Here is a 17,618-nt window from a genome sequence, read left to right on the forward strand (position 1 = left end):
GATGACCCACGGCGAACCGATCGCGGCGTCGCCGGACTACGTGCAGTCCCTCGCCCGCGGACTGTCCGTCATCAAGGCATTCGACGCCGAGCATCCGCGCCGTACCCTCAGCGAGGTCGCCAAGGCCACCGACCTGACCCGGGCCACCGCGCGACGGTTCCTGCTCACCCTGGTCGAGCTCGGATACGTACGTACGGACGGCTCCCAGTTCTGGCTGACGCCGCGCGTGCTCGAACTCGGCTACAGCTACCTGTCGAGTCTGACGCTGCCGGACGTCGCCCGCCCGCACCTCGAGGCGCTCGCCCAGAAGGTGCACGAGTCGACGTCGGTGTCCGTGCTCGACGGCGGCGACGTCGTGTACGTCGCGCGGGTGCCGGTCAGCCGCATCATGACCGTCTCCATCACCATCGGCACCCGCTTCCCGGCGCACGCCACGTCGATGGGCCGGGTGCTGCTGGCCGGCCTGTCCCCCGCCGACCTCGACGCCTACCTCGCCACCGCGACGCTCGAGCCCCTCACGTCGCGGACCCTCGTCACTCCCGCCGACCTGCGCGCCGAGCTCGACCGGATCCGGCGGGACGGCTACTGCATCGTCGACCAGGAGCTCGAGGAGGGCCTGCGGTCGCTGGCCGCACCCATCCGCGACGCCTCGGGTGCCGTCGTCGCGGCCGTGAACATCTCCACCCAGGCCGCCCGCTACAGCCTCGACGCCGTCCACAGCGACCTCGTGCCCGCTGTGGTCGACACCGCGGCGGCGATCTCGTCCGACCTCGCCCGGACCCAGAACCACTGACCCCGATTCCCCGACAAGGAAGTGCCATGCGCGACGTCGTGATCTGCGAACCCCTCCGTACCCCCGTCGGCCGTTTCGGCGGCGTCCTGAAGGACGTCGCGCCGGAAGACCTGGCCGCCACCGTGATCCGGGAGCTCGTCGCCCGCACCGGCCTCGCCGGCACCGACGTCGACGACGTGATCCTCGGTCAGGCCTCGCCCAACGGCGAAGCTCCCGCGCTGGGCCGCGTCGCCGCATTGAACGCCGGTCTGGGCGTGGAGGTTCCGGGACTGCAGGTCGACCGGCGCTGCGGCTCCGGCCTGCAGGCGATCCTGCAGGCCGTCATGCAGGTCCAGTCCGGCGGCAGCGACCTGATCCTCGCCGGTGGCGCCGAGTCGATGAGCCAGGCCGAGTTCTACGCCACCGGCATGCGGTGGGGCGTCAAGGGCGAGGCCGTGGCCTTGTCCGACCGGCTGGCCCGCGCGCGGGTCACCGCCGGCGGCCGCGACTTCCCGGTGCCCGGCGGCATGATCGAGACGGCGGAGAACCTGCGCGCCGAGTTCTCCCTCAGCCGGGCGGACCAGGACGCCCTGGCGGTGCAGTCGCACCAGCGGGCTGTCGCCGCGCAGAAGAACGGCGTCTTCGCGCAGGAGATCGTTCCCGTGTCGGTGCCGCAGCGCAAGGGTGAGCCGCTCGTCGTCGACACCGACGAGCACCCCCGCGCCGACACCAGCGTCGAATCGCTCGCCACGCTGCGCCCGATCCGGGCCAGGATCGATCCGGAGTCGACCGTCACCGCCGGCAACGCCAGCGGTCAGAACGACGGTGCGGCCGTCGCGATCGTCACCACCGCCGAGAAGGCGGCCCAGCTGGGACTGCGCCCGCTGGCCCGGCTCGCGAGCTGGGCGGTGGCGGGAGTGCCGCCGCGCACCATGGGCATCGGCCCGGTGCCGGCCACCGAGAAGGCCCTCGGCCGGCTCGGCCTGACCCTGGCCGACATGGACGTGATCGAGCTCAACGAGGCGTTCGCCGCGCAGACCCTCGCCGTGACCCGCAGCTGGGGCCTCGAGCCCGACGACACCCGCCTGAACCCCAACGGCTCCGGCATCTCCCTCGGCCATCCGGTCGGCGCGACCGGCGGCCGCATCCTCGCGACCCTGCTGCGCGAACTGGACCGTCGCGGGGGGCGCTACGGCCTCGAGACGATGTGCATCGGCGGCGGCCAGGGCCTGGCCGCGGTGTTCGAGAAGGCGGCGTAGCCGCCGGTGTGTCCTTTGGGCTGCCAGGGCAGCCCAAAGGACACACCGGCCGCGTCAGCGGCGGGCGGGCACGACGGCGGGTTCCGTCTTCGAGAGCGCGTTCGGCGCGGTGATCCGGCCGAGCACCGCGATGAGGACCAGGGCGGCCAGGACCGGGACGCAGGCGACGAGGACGATGGTGCCGGTGGGGACGCCGAGGCCGATCAGTGCGCCGCCCAGGACGGGCCCGACCACGGAGCCGAGCCGGCCCATCGACGCCGACCAGCCCACCGCCGTCGTCGCGGTGGCCTGCGGATACATCGAGACCGACAGTGCGGTCTGGCCGATCATGCCCGCCTGGACGCCGAGCCCCACTCCACCGAAGACGATCAGCAGCAGCACCTTGTCGGCGCCGAGGAACGCGGACACGACGAGGAAGACGATCGCCAGCGACGTCGTGACCACGAGCACCGACGACATCCGGAACCGCAGCGCGCCGATCATCAGGACCGCCGCGCCGACGATGCTGCCGATACCGAGCGCCGCCGACCCCAGCGGCGCGAGGCTCGCCGAGAACCCGTAGCTCGTCAGCAGCGTCGGCAGCCACGACGAGAAGACGTAGTACACGGTGAACATCAGGAACGAGAAGCCCCACAGCAGCAGCGTGCGGCTGCGCAGACCGGGGTCGAACAGGCGCGCGACGGAGGCCTGCCGCGCCGCCGACGTCGTGGCCTCCGGTGCGGGCCCACCGGCGGCGGCGCGGCCGTCGGGCAGTCCGATCCACAGCAGCGGCAGCAGGACGGCGGATGCGGCGGCGCCGGCGAGGAACACCGACTCCCAGCCGAACGCGGCGATCAGGCGCGTGCCGACCAGGCCGGCGAGCAGCGCACCGAGCGAGATGCCCATCGTGACGAACACCGCGATGGACTGCCGCAGCCGGGGCGGATTGAGCACCGTCGCATGCGACACGGCGGCGGGCAGCACCGCGCCGAGACCGAGTCCGGTCAGCACCCGCAGGGCCGTCAGTTCGGTGATCGTCGACGCGAACGCGGTCAGCAGCGAACCGACGGTGAACACCACCACGGCCGCCAGCACGACGCGGCGGGCACCGAACCGGGCGACGAGCCGGCCGCAGGCGAGGTAGCCGAGCGCGACGCCGGCGCTGGTCAGCGACAGCGCGGGAGTGAAGTGGGACGGGGCGACGCCCCAGTCCCTCGCGAGTGCCGGGACCGACAGGCCCAGGGCGATCGTGTCGTAGCCGTCGAGGACGACGGCGACGAAGGTCAGGACGAGGACCAGCCAGTTGGGCGAGTCCTCATCGGTTCGGGTGAGGGACGGTGTGCTGTCGGTTCCGCGCATGATGGCGTCCTCGGGTCGGTCGATGCCCTGCCACGGGCGTCGAAACGGAAGATTACGCGTCCGCCGTCGCGGTCGCTGAGATGATGCCCTGTGCCTCGACCTCGACGCCGAGGCCGGCCTCGACCAGGGCCGACACCTCGACCAGGGTCGAGCACGGGAAGTCGCCGTGGAACACCTCCGCCCGGGCCCGCCCGACGGCGGCCTTGTCCGCGATGTCCGTGACGTAGATGCGCAGGGCGAGGATGTCGTCGACCTGCGCCCCGCAGGCTTCGACCAGGACGCGGGTGCGCCGGAACGCCTCCCGCGCCTGCCGGTAGACGTCGCCGCCGCCGACGGGACCGTCGGGGGTGCCGGCGTGCATACCGGAGACGAAGAAGTGCCGGCCGAAGACGCGGGCGTTGCTGAACATGCCCGGCCGCGGGGGTTCCGGGACGGACGGGTGGCCGACGCGGCTCATCGGACCACCCGTGCGTCGGATTCGCGGGTCAACCGCTCGCGTACCGGCACGAAGTCGTAGGTCGGGTAGCACTCGGTGCGGAACACGCCCCACGCGCGACGCTCGAGTTCGACGTTGACGGCGGCCAGCCGCTCGGCGGGCAGCCGCAGGGTCACGATCTGGCCGATCCCCATCGCGACGACCCACGAGACGACCTCGCACCCCTCGGGCGGGAACCCGTGCCACCAGTCCGCGTCGTCGAGCCGGCCCTGCAACTGTTCGAGGTTCCGGCTCTGGTCGTGCCGCAGGACGACGGTGAGCATCAGGGTCCCGCCGCTCATGCCGGCACACCCGCGAGCACGGCCGCCTGCTGCTTCGCGTCGGCCCGGTAGATCCGGCGGATCCGGGAGACACCGAGGTCGTGCTGGTAGAGGTGTTCCTCGACGTCGGCGTCCGCGGCCAGCGCCTCGAGGACGGCGCGGTCCTGTTCGAGGACCTCCCAGTGCCGTTCCTCGAGCCGGGTCCGGTACAGGAAGCGCCACGCCTCCCGTTCCCAGCCCGACACCCGCCGGGTGCGCCAGTGGAAGATGGCGGAGTGGTCCCGGTCGATCGGGGTGCACATCCCGACGATGCCGAAGACCCCGCCGGGACCGGCGTTGGGGGCGTACGGGATCTCGAGGTCCACGTAGTCCATCGATCCGCGCACGAATTCCACCCAGTCGAAGTTCACGCCGCGCTGGTCGGTCTTCTCGAAGAAGAACCCGCGGCCGGTCTCGCGGATCCGGAACCGCGCCGACGTGTCGCCGCCGAACATCGAGTGCGAATTGCGGTGCAGGAACGCCCCGTGCATCGGATCGAGCACGTTGTCCATGTAGAACCGCCACGGCCCGGCCCACTCCGCGTAGTTCGGGAACCACGACACCTCGTCGTCCGCGAGCCGGTCCGGCAGCACGAACGGGGTGGGCACGGAGTCGTGGGTCAGGGGCACGAACGCGAAGATCGTGTCGGCGGCTTCGACCACCGACAGCGACGCGGTCGCGCGTTTGCCCTCGAGCGCGCATCCGGGCATGCCGGGCACGGAGACGACGGTGCCGGTGCCGTCGACCTGCACGCCGTGGTACAGGCAGGCGACGCGGTCACCGAGGTGCTGGCCGACGGACAGCGGCGCGCTGCGGTGCGGGCACCGGTCCTCGAGCATGTGGACTGCGCCCCGCGCGTCGCGGAACAGCAGCCAGTCCACGCCGAGGCGGGTGACCTTGATCATGGCGCCCGGTTCGACCATGCGCGACGGGAGGATCGGGTACCAGCGGTCGCGCAGGCCGGTCGCGGCGATCTCGTCGGCGTCCATCGGCCGGCGGGTGCCGACGGCGAATCGGGGTCCGGTCGGGCGCGAGCCCCCGGTGGTGGTGTGTGTGGTCTCGAAGGTGGTCATGTCATCTCCCCAGTCGTCGCATCTCGGCGCGGAAGGTGTCCTCGGTCCAGGGCCGGCCGTCGGGGCCGTGCAGCCCCAGGCCGTTGAGTCCCTCGACGACACCGGGCAGGTCGTGGGTGCCGGTCCCGAAGATCTCCATCAGGGAACCGGCGAGCTTGTCCTCGTAGGGGGTCAGCGGATCGGGATGGGTCTGTCGGGGTTCCAGGTACGGTTCGGCGGATCGTGCCGTCGCGGTGCGGTTCACGCGAGAACTCCTTCGATGTGGGGGGTGGGGGCGGCGAGCCCCGAGCGGTAGCGGGCGGCGAGTCCCTCGGCGATGGCGGCGAAGGCGCTCGCCCATTCGGCGAACGACTCGGGCCGCGTGAGGTGGACGGGCGCCGGACATCCGTCGACGACGACGAAGACTCCGTTGTCGATCTCGCCGGCGAGGCGCTGCGGTACGGACAGATCGGTGTCGTCGCCGAGCGCGGAGGCCACCACCAGGGTGGGGACGGTGATCCGGCCGAGGACGCCGGCGACGGTGTCGACGTCGAGCACGGGATCGGCGAGGATCAGGCTGCGCAGCAGGGATTCGTGACGGTCCGCCGCGCGCAGGGCGGGTTCGGCATCGGCACCCGCGGCGCACAGGTGCACCGCGCGGCCGTCGCGCAACGCCGTCTCGGCCTGCCCGCCGGCCCACCAGAGCGCCTCGGCCGGCGAGTTCATCGCGCACCTCCCGTCGGCACGTGCACCGGTGGGACGAACGGTCCGGGCGGGGGGTCGAGTGCGGTCACGTCGACCTCGACGAGGGCGGGCCGGCGCGCCGCGACCGCCTCGGCCAATGCGGCCTCGAAGACGCCGGGCCGCTGCACGAGGGTGTACGGCATGCCCATCGACGCGGCGAGCAGATCGAACCGCGGCGTGTGCAGGTCCACCCCGGACCGACAGAAACCGTTGGCCTCCTGCATGTTCCGGAGAACGCCGTAGCCGCCGTCGTTGAACACCAGCACGACGCACCACGCGTCGGTGCCGGCGAGCGAGGCGAGCTCGCCGAGGTGCACGGCCAGACCGCCGTCCCCGGCCATCACGAGCGTCGGCACGTCCCGGCGGGCCTGGGCCGCACCGAGTCCCATGGCCAGGCCCTGCCCGATGCCGCCGCCGAGCGGGAAGATGTTGGTCTCCCGCTCGTAGAACGGCAGCAGGCGGTTGCCCCACTGGCTGGACGGGATCGTCACGTCGCGGGCGACCACGGACCGGCGGGGCAGCACGCGGCGCATGCCCTCGCAGATCTCGGCGTAGCCGCCGATGTACTCGGTGAGTGCGGCCCGGCTGCGCTCGCGCACCGTTCGGACCCGGGCCGCCCAGTCGTCGCGCCGGCCGGCGCCGTCGAGCGCGTCGAGGATGCCGCGCAGTGCCGTGCGGGCGTCGGCGACGATGCCGACCGTGGCCGGATACACCCGGCCGATCGCGGCGGGATCGACGTCGATCTGCACCTGGGTCGCCGGCAGTGCGAGGTGGTAGCTCTTGGTCTCGTTGGACCGGAAGTGGGTTCCGACGGCGAGCAGGACGTCGGCGTCGGCGAGGAGCCCGGCGACCTCGGGGGAGGCCGCGAAGTTCCCGACGACGAGGTCGTCGTCCTCGGACACGATGCCCCGTCCGGAGTTGCTGGTGAGAATCCCGGCCCCGAGCCGGTGCGCAAGGGCACGCAGTTCGTCGCCGGCGCCGGCGGCACCCCCACCGAGCCACAGCAGCGGCCGCTCGGCGGAGGCGAGCACCGCGGCGGCGCGGTCCAGCGCAGCAGCGTTGGGGGCCGGTGGCCGTGCGATCCGGGTATCGGCCGCCCGCTGCTCGTCCGGCGACGCCAGATACTGCAGGTCGGTGGGCCATTCGACACTCGCCGGCCCCTGCGGTGCCGACAGGACGCGGCCGATCGCGGCCTCGAGTTCCGCCTCGGCGTCCTTGGCGTCGGTGATCGTCGCCGCGTAGGCGGACACGGCATCGAGCATCTGCCGTTGCCGGGGGAATTCGTGGATCACGCCGCGGCTCGACGAGGCCGGTTCGGGCGTGAGGAATTCGCTTTCGATCTGGCCGGTCACGTGCAGGACGCGGCTGCCGGCGGTGAGCGCCTCTATCATCGATCCGGCGGCGTTGCCGGCGCCGGTTCCGGTGCTCGTCAGTGCCACGCCGATGCGGCCCGAGGCGCGGGCGTACCCGTCCGCGGCGTTGACCGCCGCGGCCTCGTGCCGCACCTCGACGAAGTTCAGGTCGCGGGCGACGGCCTCGACGAGGGGCAGGTTGTGGATGCTGACGACGCCGAACGCGGTGTCGATGCCGTGCCGGCGCATAACCGACACGAGGACGTCGCCGCCGGTGGTGCGCCGGGCCGGCTCGGTCGAGGGGGTGTCCATGGTTCCTCCGTTGCAGATGACCGCTGGGGGTCAGACGTAGCGTCCGACTCCGCCGCCGACGTCGACGGTCGCGCCGGTCACGTAGCTGTTGCGGGGTGAGAGCAGGGTGGTGACGGGGAAGGCGACCTCGTCCGCAGTTCCGAAGCGGCCCAGTCCGATTCCGCGGTCGGCGGCGATCTCGGCGCTCCACTCGTCGAAGTCGCGGCCGGCGCCGGATTCGGCGTGCCGGCGCTGCCACTGGCCGGTGTCGACGAGGCCGAGCAGCACCGAGTTGACGCGGATGCCGTCGGGGGCGAGTTCCCCGGAGAGGGACTGCGCCAGGTTGAGCAGTCCGGCACGGGCGGCCGAGGTGACGGCGAGCCGCAGTTCGGGTTGCCGCGCGAGGATCGCGTTGACGACCACCACGGAGGCCGCATCGGACTTCGCGAGCGCCGGCCGGGCCGCGCGGATCAGATGCAGCGCGCCGAAGATCTTGAGCTCGAACTCGTCCCGGATCTGCTCGTCGGTGGTGTCGGTGAGTGTCGACATCAGTGAACGCCCGGCGTTGCACACCACTCCGTCGATGCCGCCGAACCGGTCGACGACCGCATCGGCGAAGGCCTGCACGGAGTTCCGGTCGGTGACATCGCACGCGGCGGTCAGGACGTCGGCCGGGTCGGCCGCCAGGGTGGCGGCGGCGCGGCGCAGGCGTGCGAGGTCGCGGGCGCAGAGTGCGACGCGGGCGCCTTCGGCGGCGAGCATCCGGGCGGTGGCGAGGCCGACCCCGGAACTCGCGCCGGTGACGATCACCGTGCGTCCGGTGAGGTGCAGGTCCATGGGTTCTCCGTGGGTTCGGGTGCTCGCCGGGCGAGCAGGTCAGTTCAGGACGAATCCGCCGTCGACGACGACGGTCTGGCCGGTGACGAAGGCGGCGTCCTCCGACAGGAGGAACCGGACGACCCCGGCGACGTCCTCGGGGGTCTGGTCGCGCGGGAGGGCGCGGCCCTGCGCGTAGGTGGCGTAGCGGGCGGCGGGAACGGACTCGGTGGCCTCGACCCGGACGAGCCCGGGGGCGACGGCGTTGACCCGCACCCCGTGGGGGCCGGCGTCCCGGGCCATCGAACGGGTCATCGCGACGACTGCGCCCTTGGAGGCGACGTAGTGGACGAGCCGCGGTGATCCGTAGAACGCCACGTCGGATGCCATGTTCACGATCGCGCCGCCGGCGGCGGCGAGCAGCGGCCACAGGTGTTTGGTCACGAGCCAGGTGCCGCGCACGTTGACCGAGGTGATCCGGTCGAACTCGGGTTCGGGCAGTTCCCAGAAGGCGTCCCCGCCGACACCGTCGGCGACGGCGGCGTTGTTGACCAGGCCCACCAGCGGCCCCTCCTCGGCGACGCGCACCGCCAGAGCGCGCACGGACGCGGCGTCCGCGATGTCCGTGACCACCGCGATCGCCTCGCCGCCGCGGTCGCGCAGGGCGGTGGCGGCGGCTTCGGCGTTCTCCGCGTTGCGCTCGGCGATCACCACGCACCGTCCCTCGGCGCACAGCCGTTCGGCGATGCAGTAGCCGAGTCCGCGCCCGGCACCGGTCACCACGACGGTTCCGCTCATCACGCCACCTCTTCCCAGAATCGGACGAGTTCACCGGCGACCACGCGGGGCTGCTCCTGGATCGCGGCGTGACCCGCACCGGTGACGACGGTGAGCCGCGCCCCGGGAATGGCGTCCGCCAGGAGTTGCGACTCGGCGACGCCGGTGACGCGGTCGTGCTCGCCGACCACCACGAGGGTGGGGACGGCCAGCGTGTGCAGGATCGGCCCGTGGTCGGTCGACGCCATGCATTCGGCGGCGGCCGCGTACCCGGCGGGGCGGACGGCCGCCATGTCGGCGGCGACGCGAGCCCGCACGTGCTCGGCCGCGTCCGGTGCGGTCAGTTTCGGTGCGCGTTCGGCCGCGAAGCGCTCGGGGCCGGCGGCGCGCAGGGCCGGGACGCGGTCGCGCATGGCGGCGGCGCGGGCGGGCGACGTGCCCGAACCCCGGGTGCTGTCGGCGAGGACGAGCGTGCGGACCCGGCCGGGCCGGCGGCGCGCGACCTCGAGCGCGACGACACCACCCCAGGACGTTCCGACGAGGTGAACGGGCCGGTCCGGGTCGATGTCGTCGAGGACGGTCAGGACGTCCCTCGCGTGGTCGTGGTGGACGTCGGCCGGGTCGGCGGAGCGACCGTACCCCGCGGCATCGAGCCGGTAGGTCGCATGTCCGCGGGCCGCGAGTTCCGCCGCGAGCGGTGCACAGGAGTTCGCGTTCCCGCCGATGCCGTGCAGCATCAGCACCGGATCTCCCGTCCCGAGACGCTCGACGTGCAGGTGCGCGGGGGTCACGACAGCGCCCCGGCCGCGACGGCGGCCCCGTAGAAGTAGCCGGCGTCGCGGGCCTCGACACGGTCGCGGTGCCCCGGGTCGGGGCTGCCCGCCATGGCGGAACGCACGGTCGTGGTGGGCGGTCCGGCCGTCCCCCACTGGTCGGACAGTTCCGGGGTGCGCTTCCAGGTGCGGCACAGCCAGGCGTCCTCGTCGATCTGGGCGACCTCGGAGGTGTACTCGCACACCAGGCCTGCCGGGTCGGTGAAGTAGGAGAAGGTGTTGTCGCCGGGACCGTGCCGGCCCGGGCCCCACTGCGGCGCGATGCCGTGGGCCTTCAGGCTGCCGATGCCGCGCATGAAGTGATCGAGGCTCTGCATCTCGTACGCCACGTGGTTGAGTGAGGGCCACGGCGCCCGGTTGAGCGCGATGACGTGGTGGTCGGAGTTGCAGCGGAGGAAGGACATCTGCCGCTCCGACCAGTCGGAGACCCGCATGCCGAGCACCTGGGTGTAGAAGGCGGTGGTGCGTTCGATGTCGGTCGTGTTGAGCACGACGTGGGCGATCTTGCGGGGAACGGCGCGGCGTCCCGCCGGTTCCTGCTCGGTGACGGCGTGGGTATCGGCCGACAGCTCGAGGCAGCGTCCCTCCGGATCGACCAGTTGCAGCCCGTAGCCGCCGCCGGCGTCGTCGAGGGGGCCCGGTGTGCGCAGCATCGGGATGCCGAGCCGGTCGAGGGCCAGTGCGGCGTCGTCGATCTCACGCGGGGTGGCGACGGCGAGGCTGATGCGCCCGAGGGCGTTGGTCTCCCCCCGTTCGACCGTCAGCACGTGGTGCTCGGGGCCGGTGGCGCGCAACCAGAATCGATCCCCGTCGGCCTCGACGGTCGTCAGCCCCCAGGCCTCGTGGTAGAAGTCCCGCGAGGCGGCCGGATCCGGCACCGACAGGGTGACCGAGCGCAGGGCGCGCAGCCGGCAGACGGGCGAGTCGCTGTAGCGCGGAAGTTGGTGGTGATACATGCGTTCCGGTTCCCTTCTCACAGATCCAGCACGAGTTCGGCAGAGCGGCACCGGGACACGCACGGAAACATCGTCGATCCGGCGGCGTGCTCGGACTCGGTGAGCAGGAAGTCGCGGTGGTCCACGTCGCCTTTGATCACCCCGACTTCGCACGTCCCGCAGATACCTTCGGTGCACGAGTTCGGCACGGGCACACCGGCGGCGGTGAGGGCGTCGAGCACCGACACGGTCGGCGGCACCGGGATGCGCCGGCCGGTGCTCTCGACGATCACGTCGAAGGCGGTGTCCTCCCCCGAGCGCGGCGCCGGTTCCGGGGCCGCGAACCGCTCGGTGCGGACCTGACCGGGGTCCGGGACCGCGGCGGTGACCGCATCGATGAGCGGTGCCGGTCCGCAGCAGTAGACGACGGCGGTCGGGGCGAGACCCGACAGCGTCCCCGCGAGGTCCGGCAGACCACCGGCCTCGTCGTCGGCGTGGACGGTCACCTGCCCGGTGGGTCCGGCGGCGATCTCGTCGACGAACGCCATCGCCGCCCGGGAGCGTCCGGCGTAGAGCAGGCGCCACGGCCGTCCCTCGGCCCGCAGTTGCCGCATCATCGCGACGATCGGGGTGATGCCGATACCGCCGGCCACGAGGACGTGTTCGGTCGCGGCGTCGTCGAGGGCGAAGGCGCTGCGCGGTCCGTCGACGTCGATCTCCGCGCCGATCTGCAACGATTCGTGCACGTAGGCGCTGCCGCCGCGGGAACGCTCGGCGCGCAGCACCGCGACCGACCAGCGCGTGGTGTCCTGCGGATCCGAGCACAGCGAGTACTCGCGCACCACCCCGTTCGGCAGGTGCAGGGCGAGATGCGCACCCGGCTGCCACTGCGGCAACGCGGCGCCGGTCGGATCGACGAACGTCACGCTGGTGACTCCGTCTGCCTCCCAGGTTTTCTGGTGGACGCGGAGGCGACGTCGGACGGACTGCTCCATCGGGGATCTCCCTGTCGGCGGGTCTTCTCGGTGGCGTCAGCGGGTGACGCCGTACATCTCCGAGCTCGGCGGGTAGGTGGGCAGCTGCGGCTTGGCGGCGCCGATGATCACGCAGAACAGCGCGTCGGTGTCGCCGACGTTCGCGAGGCTGCGCGGCACTCCGGCGGGCACGCGGATCATGTCGCGGTAACCGAGCCGGCGGACGGCCTTGCGGGTGCCGTCCTCGACGTCGTGGACCGCGACCTCGAGCTCGCCCTCGAGCACGAAGAACACCTCTTCGACGTCGTGGTGGGTGTGCTCGGGCCCCACCGCGCCGGCGGGCAGCCGCATGTTGGACAGGGTGAAGTGCTCGGCGGGCAGCGTGCGGGCGTCGCCCTCGTGGTTGCCGGTGGCACCGGACCCGATGTAGCGGATCTGGGCGCGCTTGAAGCGGTCTCCGCCCTTGGCGGCCTGGAAGCCGAGGGTGTCCCAGTCCTCGTAGCGGCTGTCACGGCTGGCGATGCAGGAGTCGATGAGGGTTTCGAGATCGGTCTTCTCGGGTGCGGCCATGTCGGTGGTCCTTTCGTGCGGTGGGTGGTTCAGGCGCGGTACGCGACGGCTTCGATCTCGACGGTGGCGCCGTAGGGCAGGGCGGCGACCTCGACGAACGAGCGGGCTGGGCGGGGAGCGGCGAAGATCTTCTCGTAGTGGCGGTTCGCCTGGTCGCGGAGCGTCACGTCGGTCACGAAGTACGTCGTCTTGACGACGTCGGACAGGGTCATGCCGATGGTCGCCAGGCGCTCGCCGAGGCGGGCGATCGCGGCGTCGAGGGCGGCGGTCGTGCCGTCGACGGCGATGCCGTGTTCGTCGACCGACAGGGCGCCGGAGACGAACCCGAAGCCGGCGGCGGCGTAGGCGGGACTGTACGGGTGAGCGGTGCGGTCGTGGGTCGCGGTCGTCGAATCGGTCACCGGGAGGGGTCCTTTCGGGTTTCTGTCGGGTCGGGGGTGGCCCAGGCGATCGGGTCGCCGGACAGGTCGAGGTAGATACTCTTCTGGTCGCAGTACTGGCGGATGCCCTCGCGTCCCTTCTCGGTGCCGAGACCGCTGTCGCCGAGACCGGTGAAGGGGGTCGAGATGCTGAACTGCTTGTAGGTGTTGATCCAGACGGTGCCCGCCTTCACCGCGCCGGCCACGCGCCACGCCCGTCGGTAGTCCGCGGTCCAGATGCCGCAGGCCAGCCCGTACACCGAGTCGTTCGCCTGCGCGATCAGGTCCTCCTCGTCGTCGAAGGGCAGCACGACGGCCACCGGGCCGAAGACCTCCTCGCGGCAGATCGTCGCGGCGTTGTCGACCCCGGCGAGCACCGTGGGCGGGTAGTACGCACCGCAGGTGAGCCGCTCGTCGGTCGGGATCGCGCCCCCGCACAGCACCCGGGCCCCGTCGGCGACGGCGTCGTCGACCATGGCGGCCACCCGGTCCCGGTGGGCGAAGGTGACCAGCGGGGCCACCCGGGTGCGCGGGTCGGTGCCGGGTCCGAGGCGCAGCGCCCCTGCGCGCCGGACGAGTTCGGCGGTGAAGGTCTCGGCGATGCTGCGGTGCACGAAGATCCGCGATCCGGCGATGCAGCTCTGCCCGGTCGAGGAGAAGATGCCGTAGAGCACGCCGGCGACGGCCTGTTCGGGGTCGGCGTCCTCGAACACGATCGTCGGGGACTTGCCGCCGAGTTCGAGCGTGATCGGCATGAGCTTGTCGGCGGCCAGGTGCGCGAGGTGGCGACCGGTGTCGGTGCCGCCGGTGAAACTGACCTTGGCGACATCGGGATGCCGGACCAGCGCCTCACCGACCGTGCGCCCCGAACCCGGCAGGACCGAGAGGACGCCGGCGGGCAGACCGGCCGACTCGCAGATGCGGGCGAGGAGCAGGGTCACCCACGGGGCCCACACCGGCGGCTTGCTCACGACGGCGTTGCCGGCGGCGAGCGCGGGGGCGATCTTCTGTGCGTCGGACGCGATCGGGGAGTTCCACGGCGTGATCGCGGCGACGACACCCATCGGCTGGTACGTCGACATGGTCAGCCACGGCCCCCGGGGCGTGGTCACGGCCGAGTCCATCGTCTCGAGAGCGGCCGCCGTGTAGCGAAAGGTGTTGGCGGCGCTGGCAACCAGAGCCCGGGTCTCGGCCAGGGTCTTGCCCGTGTCGAGGGTCTGCAACCGGGCGACGCGTTCGGCCTCGCCGTCGAGGGCGTTGCCGATGCGGTGCAGCACCCGGGCCCGTTCGTGCGGGAGCAGCGACGACCATCCGCCGTGCGCGGCCCGAAGTCCCTCGGTGACAGCTTGGTCGACGTCGTCGACGGTCGCCGTGTGCAAGCCGGCGAAGACCCGGCCCGTCGCGGGGTCGACGGAGTCGAGGCGCTCCCCGAGGCCGCGCCGCCAGCGGCCGGCGACGAGGATCTCGTCGACCGTGTCGACGGACTCGGCGTGCTCGGCGGTTCCCGCCTGGAGGGGGGACGCGTATGCAATGGGCATGAGGGAGGTCCGTTCGGTGGGGAGGGACGCGGACCACGGTGTTCGCGGTGGGTGGGGCGCGCCGAATCGATATCTTTGCACTAAGAGATTTGTAGCGTCTTAGCGCAAAGAGGTCAAGGCTCGAACGCCCAGATCAGCCGGTTGTTACGCCGCATTCACGGCCGCGAAACGGAGGAGATGCAGGTCACAGCGGTGTGGCGGGCGTCATAGCCCTTCTCGAAATTTTTTGTCGGCCGGACCGTCAGACCCGACGATCGGCACCCGAATCGGCAGCAGCATCGAACTCGGCCGCGCGGGCAGAGCGCTCCAGACGGGCGAGCAGACGCGCCAGCGTCTCGCGCTCGCCCGCGTCGAGGTCGCCGAGCATCGCGCGCAGTTTGGCGAAGTGCGCGTCGGCCACCGAGTCGACGAGCGCGGCGCCGGCAGAGGTGAGCTCGACGTACACGACGCGGGCGTCCTGGCTGTCCTTCGATCGGGTCACCAGGCCCGCCTCCTCGAGCCGGTTCACCCGCAGCGACAGCCCTCCGGTGGTGACCAGCGTCTGCTCGGCGAGCTCCCCCGCGGTGAGCCGATGATGGGGCACTGCGCGGCGCAGGCAGGCGAGGACGTCGAATCCCGAATCGTTGATCCCGTGCTCCTCGAAGGTGGGCGCGATCCGGGCCTTGTAGACGAGGAAACTCCGATGCAGACGCCCGAAGACCTTCAGCCCCGAGACGTCGAGTTCGGGACGGGCCACCGCCCAGTGCGCGACGATGGCGTCCACGGCGTCGCGTTCTCCAGGCTCTCCCACAATGCCGGGAGTCTACCCGCGGCGCGGTCGGTGAACGCGCGCTGCGGAACCGGTCAGCGCCACCGCCCCAGCAGCTCGCCCGTCCGCTCGGCCAAAGTGGCCTGCAGCAACGGCCCGAAGCTGATCCGGCCAACGCCGAGAGCAGCGAACGACGCGAGATCGTTCTTCGCCGGGTGGGCGATCGCATTGACCGGCAACGGCAGTTCCGACGTCAGGCGCCGCTGTATCTCGTCGCTGTGGAAGCCGACCGGATAGAGCACATCGGCGCCTGCGTCGGCGGCCAGCTTCAGACGGTCGATCGCCCGGTCCACCCGGTCCGACTCGGCCCCGACCTTCTTGACGAACAGATCGGTGCGGGCATTGACCACCAGGTGCACCCCCGCGGCGTCGGCGGCGGCACGCAACCCAGCCACGTACTCGGCGTGCTCGGCCGGCTCGCGCAGCCGGCCGCCCTCACTGTGCACGGTGTCCTCGATGTTCAACCCGACAGCACCCGCACCCAGCAGCCCCTCGACGATGCGAGCAGGGACCTCACCGTAGCCGGCCTCCACGTCCACCGAGATCGGGACGTCGACCGCCGCAGTGACCTGCCGGACCCGGGTCAGCAGCTCCTCGAACGTCATCCCCTCGTTGTCCGGCTTGCCGACCGAGTCGGCGACCGGATGACTGCCCATCGTCAACGCGGAAAAACCGGCCTGCACGGCCAGATTCGCCGACCAGGCGTCCCACACGGTCGGCAGCACCACCGGGTCACCCGGGACGTGCAGGGACTTCAGCGCTACGGCCTTCTCGGCGAGAGTCGTCATGCCGCATCCAACCACATCCACCCGCCGCCTTTCCGGCGAACGGACCACTCCCGGGCGCGAGAAGACCGGGCCCCGTGCCGTTCGTGGTGAACGGCACGGGGCCCGGTGTCTCGTCGAGTCGTCCTACCGGACGCTGACCTTCTCGGGTTCCGGCTTCTTCTCGGGAGCGCGGTCCACCCGGGTCGGTACAGCGGAGACGGTCATGTCGTCGGGGACGTCCGCGTCGAGCCTCACCGCTTCCTGCGCGTAGTGGAAGTGGGGGCGACGGTGACCGAGGAAGGATCCGAACCACGACATCACTGCGACGTAGCGGTTGCGGAAGCCCACCATGTAGACCAGGTGCACGGCCAGCCACAGCACCCAGGCGACGAAGCCGCTCAGCTCGATCTTTCCGACGCGGGTGATCGCGCGGAAGCGGTTGATGATGGCCATGCTGCCCTTGTCCCGGTACTTGAACGGGGTGCCCTTGCCCTGCTTGCCGAGGATGGTCCGGGCGACGTGGCGGCCGCCCTGCATCGCGACGGGCGACTGCCCCGGCAGGTTGTTCAGCGACGTCATGTCGCCGATGGCGTACACGTCGGCGTAGCCGCCCACGGTGAGATCCGGGTTGACCAGCAGCCGGCCCGCGCGGTCGGTGGCGCAGCCGGTGCGCTCGGCGAGGACGCCGGCGAAGTCGTTGGCACGCACCCCGGCCGACCAGATGATGGTCTCGGCGGTGATCCGGCGCTCCTCGTCGTTCTTCGCCTTCAGGGTGGCACCGTGCTCGTCGATGTCGGTGACGAACGTGTCGAGCACGACGTCGACGCCCGACTTCTGCAGCGACTGCTTGGTGTACTCGCTGAGCTTGCCACCGAAGGCCGGGAGGGCCTCGCCCGCGCCCTCGACGAGGGTGACGGACACGTCGTCGGCGCTGATGTCGTGGAACGACTGCTCGAAGTAGCGGCCCGCGAGTTCCTTGATCTGGCCGGCGAGCTCGACGCCCGTCGCGCCGGCACCGATGACCACGAAGCTCAGCAGGTTGCGGCGGCGCTCCGGGTCGGTGGTGGTGTGCGCCTCCTCGAAGCACCGCAGGATCTGCCGGCGGAGCCGCTCGGCGTCCTCCACGGTCTTGAGGGCGTAGGTGACCTTCTCGAACTCGTCGCGGCCGAAGTACGCCTGCCGGGCGCCCGTCGCTGCGACGAGCGACCGGTAACCGACCGTGTGCACGGTGCCGCCGGCGACGTAGTCGACCTCGTGCTCGTCGGGCCGTACGTCGACGACGCGGCCGAGCCGCACGTCCGCGTTCGGGTACTTCGCGAGAATGGAGCGGATCGACGGAGCGATCTCCCCGGCCGAGAGGACACCGGTGGCGACCTGGTACAGCAGGGGCTGGAAGAGATGTTCGGTGGTCTCGGAGATCAGGACGAACGGCGTCCCGGCCTTGGCGAGCTTCTTCGCCGTCGCCAGCGCGCCGAAGCCCGAACCGACGACGACGACCTCGGTCCGGTCGGTCACTGCTGTGCTACTCACGATTACCTCTACCTCCACACTGAAGTCGATGTATGACACCCACCGTAT

General features: G+C 71.6%; 20 protein-coding genes. 2 read left to right on the forward strand and 18 right to left on the reverse strand.

The annotated features are described in order from the left end of the window. Position 1: 1 nt before the first annotated feature. Together LZP97_RS18200 and LZP97_RS18205 are read left to right on the forward strand one after the other, a co-directional pair. Positions 2-793: an IclR family transcriptional regulator gene (locus LZP97_RS18200; protein WP_371851024.1), complete on the forward strand. Its 792-nt coding sequence runs from the start codon at positions 2-4 to the stop codon at positions 791-793. Positions 794-819: 26 nt separating this feature from the next. Beyond that, on the forward strand, positions 820-2,031 hold the full coding sequence (locus LZP97_RS18205; RefSeq protein ID WP_010595735.1) for an acetyl-CoA C-acetyltransferase: 1,212 nt from the start codon (positions 820-822) through the stop codon (positions 2,029-2,031). Between the two features lie 54 nt (positions 2,032-2,085). On the opposite strand, the gene LZP97_RS18210 is transcribed toward LZP97_RS18205, so the two are convergent. From LZP97_RS18210 to LZP97_RS18295, 18 genes are all read right to left on the reverse strand, one after another. Continuing rightward, the gene (locus LZP97_RS18210; protein ID WP_040270990.1) at positions 2,086-3,369 is read right to left on the reverse strand and encodes an MFS transporter; all 1,284 of its coding nucleotides are present in this window, start codon (positions 3,367-3,369) and stop codon (positions 2,086-2,088) included. A gap of 52 nt (positions 3,370-3,421) precedes the next feature. Continuing rightward, positions 3,422-3,826, reverse strand: coding sequence for a RidA family protein (locus LZP97_RS18215; RefSeq protein ID WP_048771485.1), 405 nt, complete (start codon positions 3,824-3,826; stop codon positions 3,422-3,424). After that, entirely contained in the window at positions 3,823-4,146 is a 324-nt protein-coding gene (locus LZP97_RS18220) for a hypothetical protein (protein WP_017679754.1), read from the reverse strand. The genes LZP97_RS18215 and LZP97_RS18220 overlap by 4 nt, the downstream gene beginning before the upstream one ends. Beyond that, positions 4,143-5,237: a Rieske 2Fe-2S domain-containing protein gene (locus LZP97_RS18225; protein WP_010595740.1), complete on the reverse strand. Its 1,095-nt coding sequence runs from the start codon at positions 5,235-5,237 to the stop codon at positions 4,143-4,145. Before LZP97_RS18225 ends, LZP97_RS18220 begins: the two co-directional genes overlap by 4 nt. Before the next feature lies 1 nt (position 5,238). Beyond that, the gene (locus LZP97_RS18230; protein ID WP_003934497.1) at positions 5,239-5,481 is read right to left on the reverse strand and encodes a recombinase-like helix-turn-helix domain-containing protein; all 243 of its coding nucleotides are present in this window, start codon (positions 5,479-5,481) and stop codon (positions 5,239-5,241) included. Next, on the reverse strand, positions 5,478-5,942 hold the full coding sequence (locus LZP97_RS18235) for an alpha/beta fold hydrolase (protein WP_040270995.1): 465 nt from the start codon (positions 5,940-5,942) through the stop codon (positions 5,478-5,480). The genes LZP97_RS18230 and LZP97_RS18235 overlap by 4 nt, the downstream gene beginning before the upstream one ends. Then, positions 5,939-7,624 carry a thiamine pyrophosphate-binding protein gene (locus LZP97_RS18240; protein ID WP_048771482.1) on the reverse strand — a complete coding sequence of 562 codons (1,686 nt, stop codon included), beginning with the start codon at positions 7,622-7,624 and terminating at the stop codon, positions 5,939-5,941. The genes LZP97_RS18235 and LZP97_RS18240 overlap by 4 nt, the downstream gene beginning before the upstream one ends. A gap of 30 nt (positions 7,625-7,654) precedes the next feature. Next, a complete protein-coding gene (locus tag LZP97_RS18245; RefSeq protein ID WP_048771479.1) occupies positions 7,655-8,440 on the reverse strand; it encodes an SDR family oxidoreductase in 786 nt (261 codons plus the stop codon). Between the two features lie 39 nt (positions 8,441-8,479). After that, positions 8,480-9,217, reverse strand: a complete 738-nt coding sequence (locus LZP97_RS18250; RefSeq protein WP_048771475.1) for an SDR family oxidoreductase — start codon at positions 9,215-9,217, stop codon at positions 8,480-8,482. Continuing rightward, the gene (locus LZP97_RS18255) at positions 9,217-9,987 is read right to left on the reverse strand and encodes an alpha/beta fold hydrolase (protein ID WP_048771473.1); all 771 of its coding nucleotides are present in this window, start codon (positions 9,985-9,987) and stop codon (positions 9,217-9,219) included. Before LZP97_RS18255 ends, LZP97_RS18250 begins: the two co-directional genes overlap by 1 nt. Then, the gene (locus LZP97_RS18260) at positions 9,984-10,985 is read right to left on the reverse strand and encodes a VOC family protein (RefSeq protein WP_010595747.1); all 1,002 of its coding nucleotides are present in this window, start codon (positions 10,983-10,985) and stop codon (positions 9,984-9,986) included. Before LZP97_RS18260 ends, LZP97_RS18255 begins: the two co-directional genes overlap by 4 nt. Before the next feature lie 17 nt (positions 10,986-11,002). Further along, on the reverse strand, positions 11,003-11,890 hold the full coding sequence (locus tag LZP97_RS18265) for a PDR/VanB family oxidoreductase (RefSeq protein ID WP_048771697.1): 888 nt from the start codon (positions 11,888-11,890) through the stop codon (positions 11,003-11,005). 105 nt (positions 11,891-11,995) lie between these two features. Next, the gene (locus LZP97_RS18270) at positions 11,996-12,508 is read right to left on the reverse strand and encodes a cupin domain-containing protein (RefSeq protein ID WP_010595749.1); all 513 of its coding nucleotides are present in this window, start codon (positions 12,506-12,508) and stop codon (positions 11,996-11,998) included. 29 nt (positions 12,509-12,537) lie between these two features. Continuing rightward, a complete protein-coding gene (locus LZP97_RS18275; protein ID WP_010595750.1) occupies positions 12,538-12,909 on the reverse strand; it encodes a RidA family protein in 372 nt (123 codons plus the stop codon). After that, complete coding sequence (locus LZP97_RS18280; RefSeq protein WP_048771470.1) at positions 12,906-14,465, reverse strand: aldehyde dehydrogenase; 1,560 nt, start codon at positions 14,463-14,465, stop codon at positions 12,906-12,908. The genes LZP97_RS18275 and LZP97_RS18280 overlap by 4 nt, the downstream gene beginning before the upstream one ends. Positions 14,466-14,706: 241 nt before the next feature. Continuing rightward, a complete protein-coding gene (locus LZP97_RS18285) occupies positions 14,707-15,228 on the reverse strand; it encodes a MarR family winged helix-turn-helix transcriptional regulator (RefSeq protein ID WP_010595752.1) in 522 nt (173 codons plus the stop codon). Positions 15,229-15,308: 80 nt separating this feature from the next. After that, entirely contained in the window at positions 15,309-16,061 is a 753-nt protein-coding gene (locus tag LZP97_RS18290) for an isocitrate lyase/PEP mutase family protein (RefSeq protein ID WP_010595753.1), read from the reverse strand. 123 nt (positions 16,062-16,184) lie between these two features. Further along, positions 16,185-17,555, reverse strand: a complete 1,371-nt coding sequence (locus LZP97_RS18295; protein WP_010595754.1) for an NAD(P)/FAD-dependent oxidoreductase — start codon at positions 17,553-17,555, stop codon at positions 16,185-16,187. Positions 17,556-17,618 lie beyond the last annotated feature (63 nt).

The sequence above is a fragment of the Rhodococcus sp. DMF-1 genome (assembly GCF_021441945.1).
GTDB classification, from domain to species: Bacteria; Actinomycetota; Actinomycetes; order Mycobacteriales; family Mycobacteriaceae; genus Rhodococcus; species Rhodococcus ruber.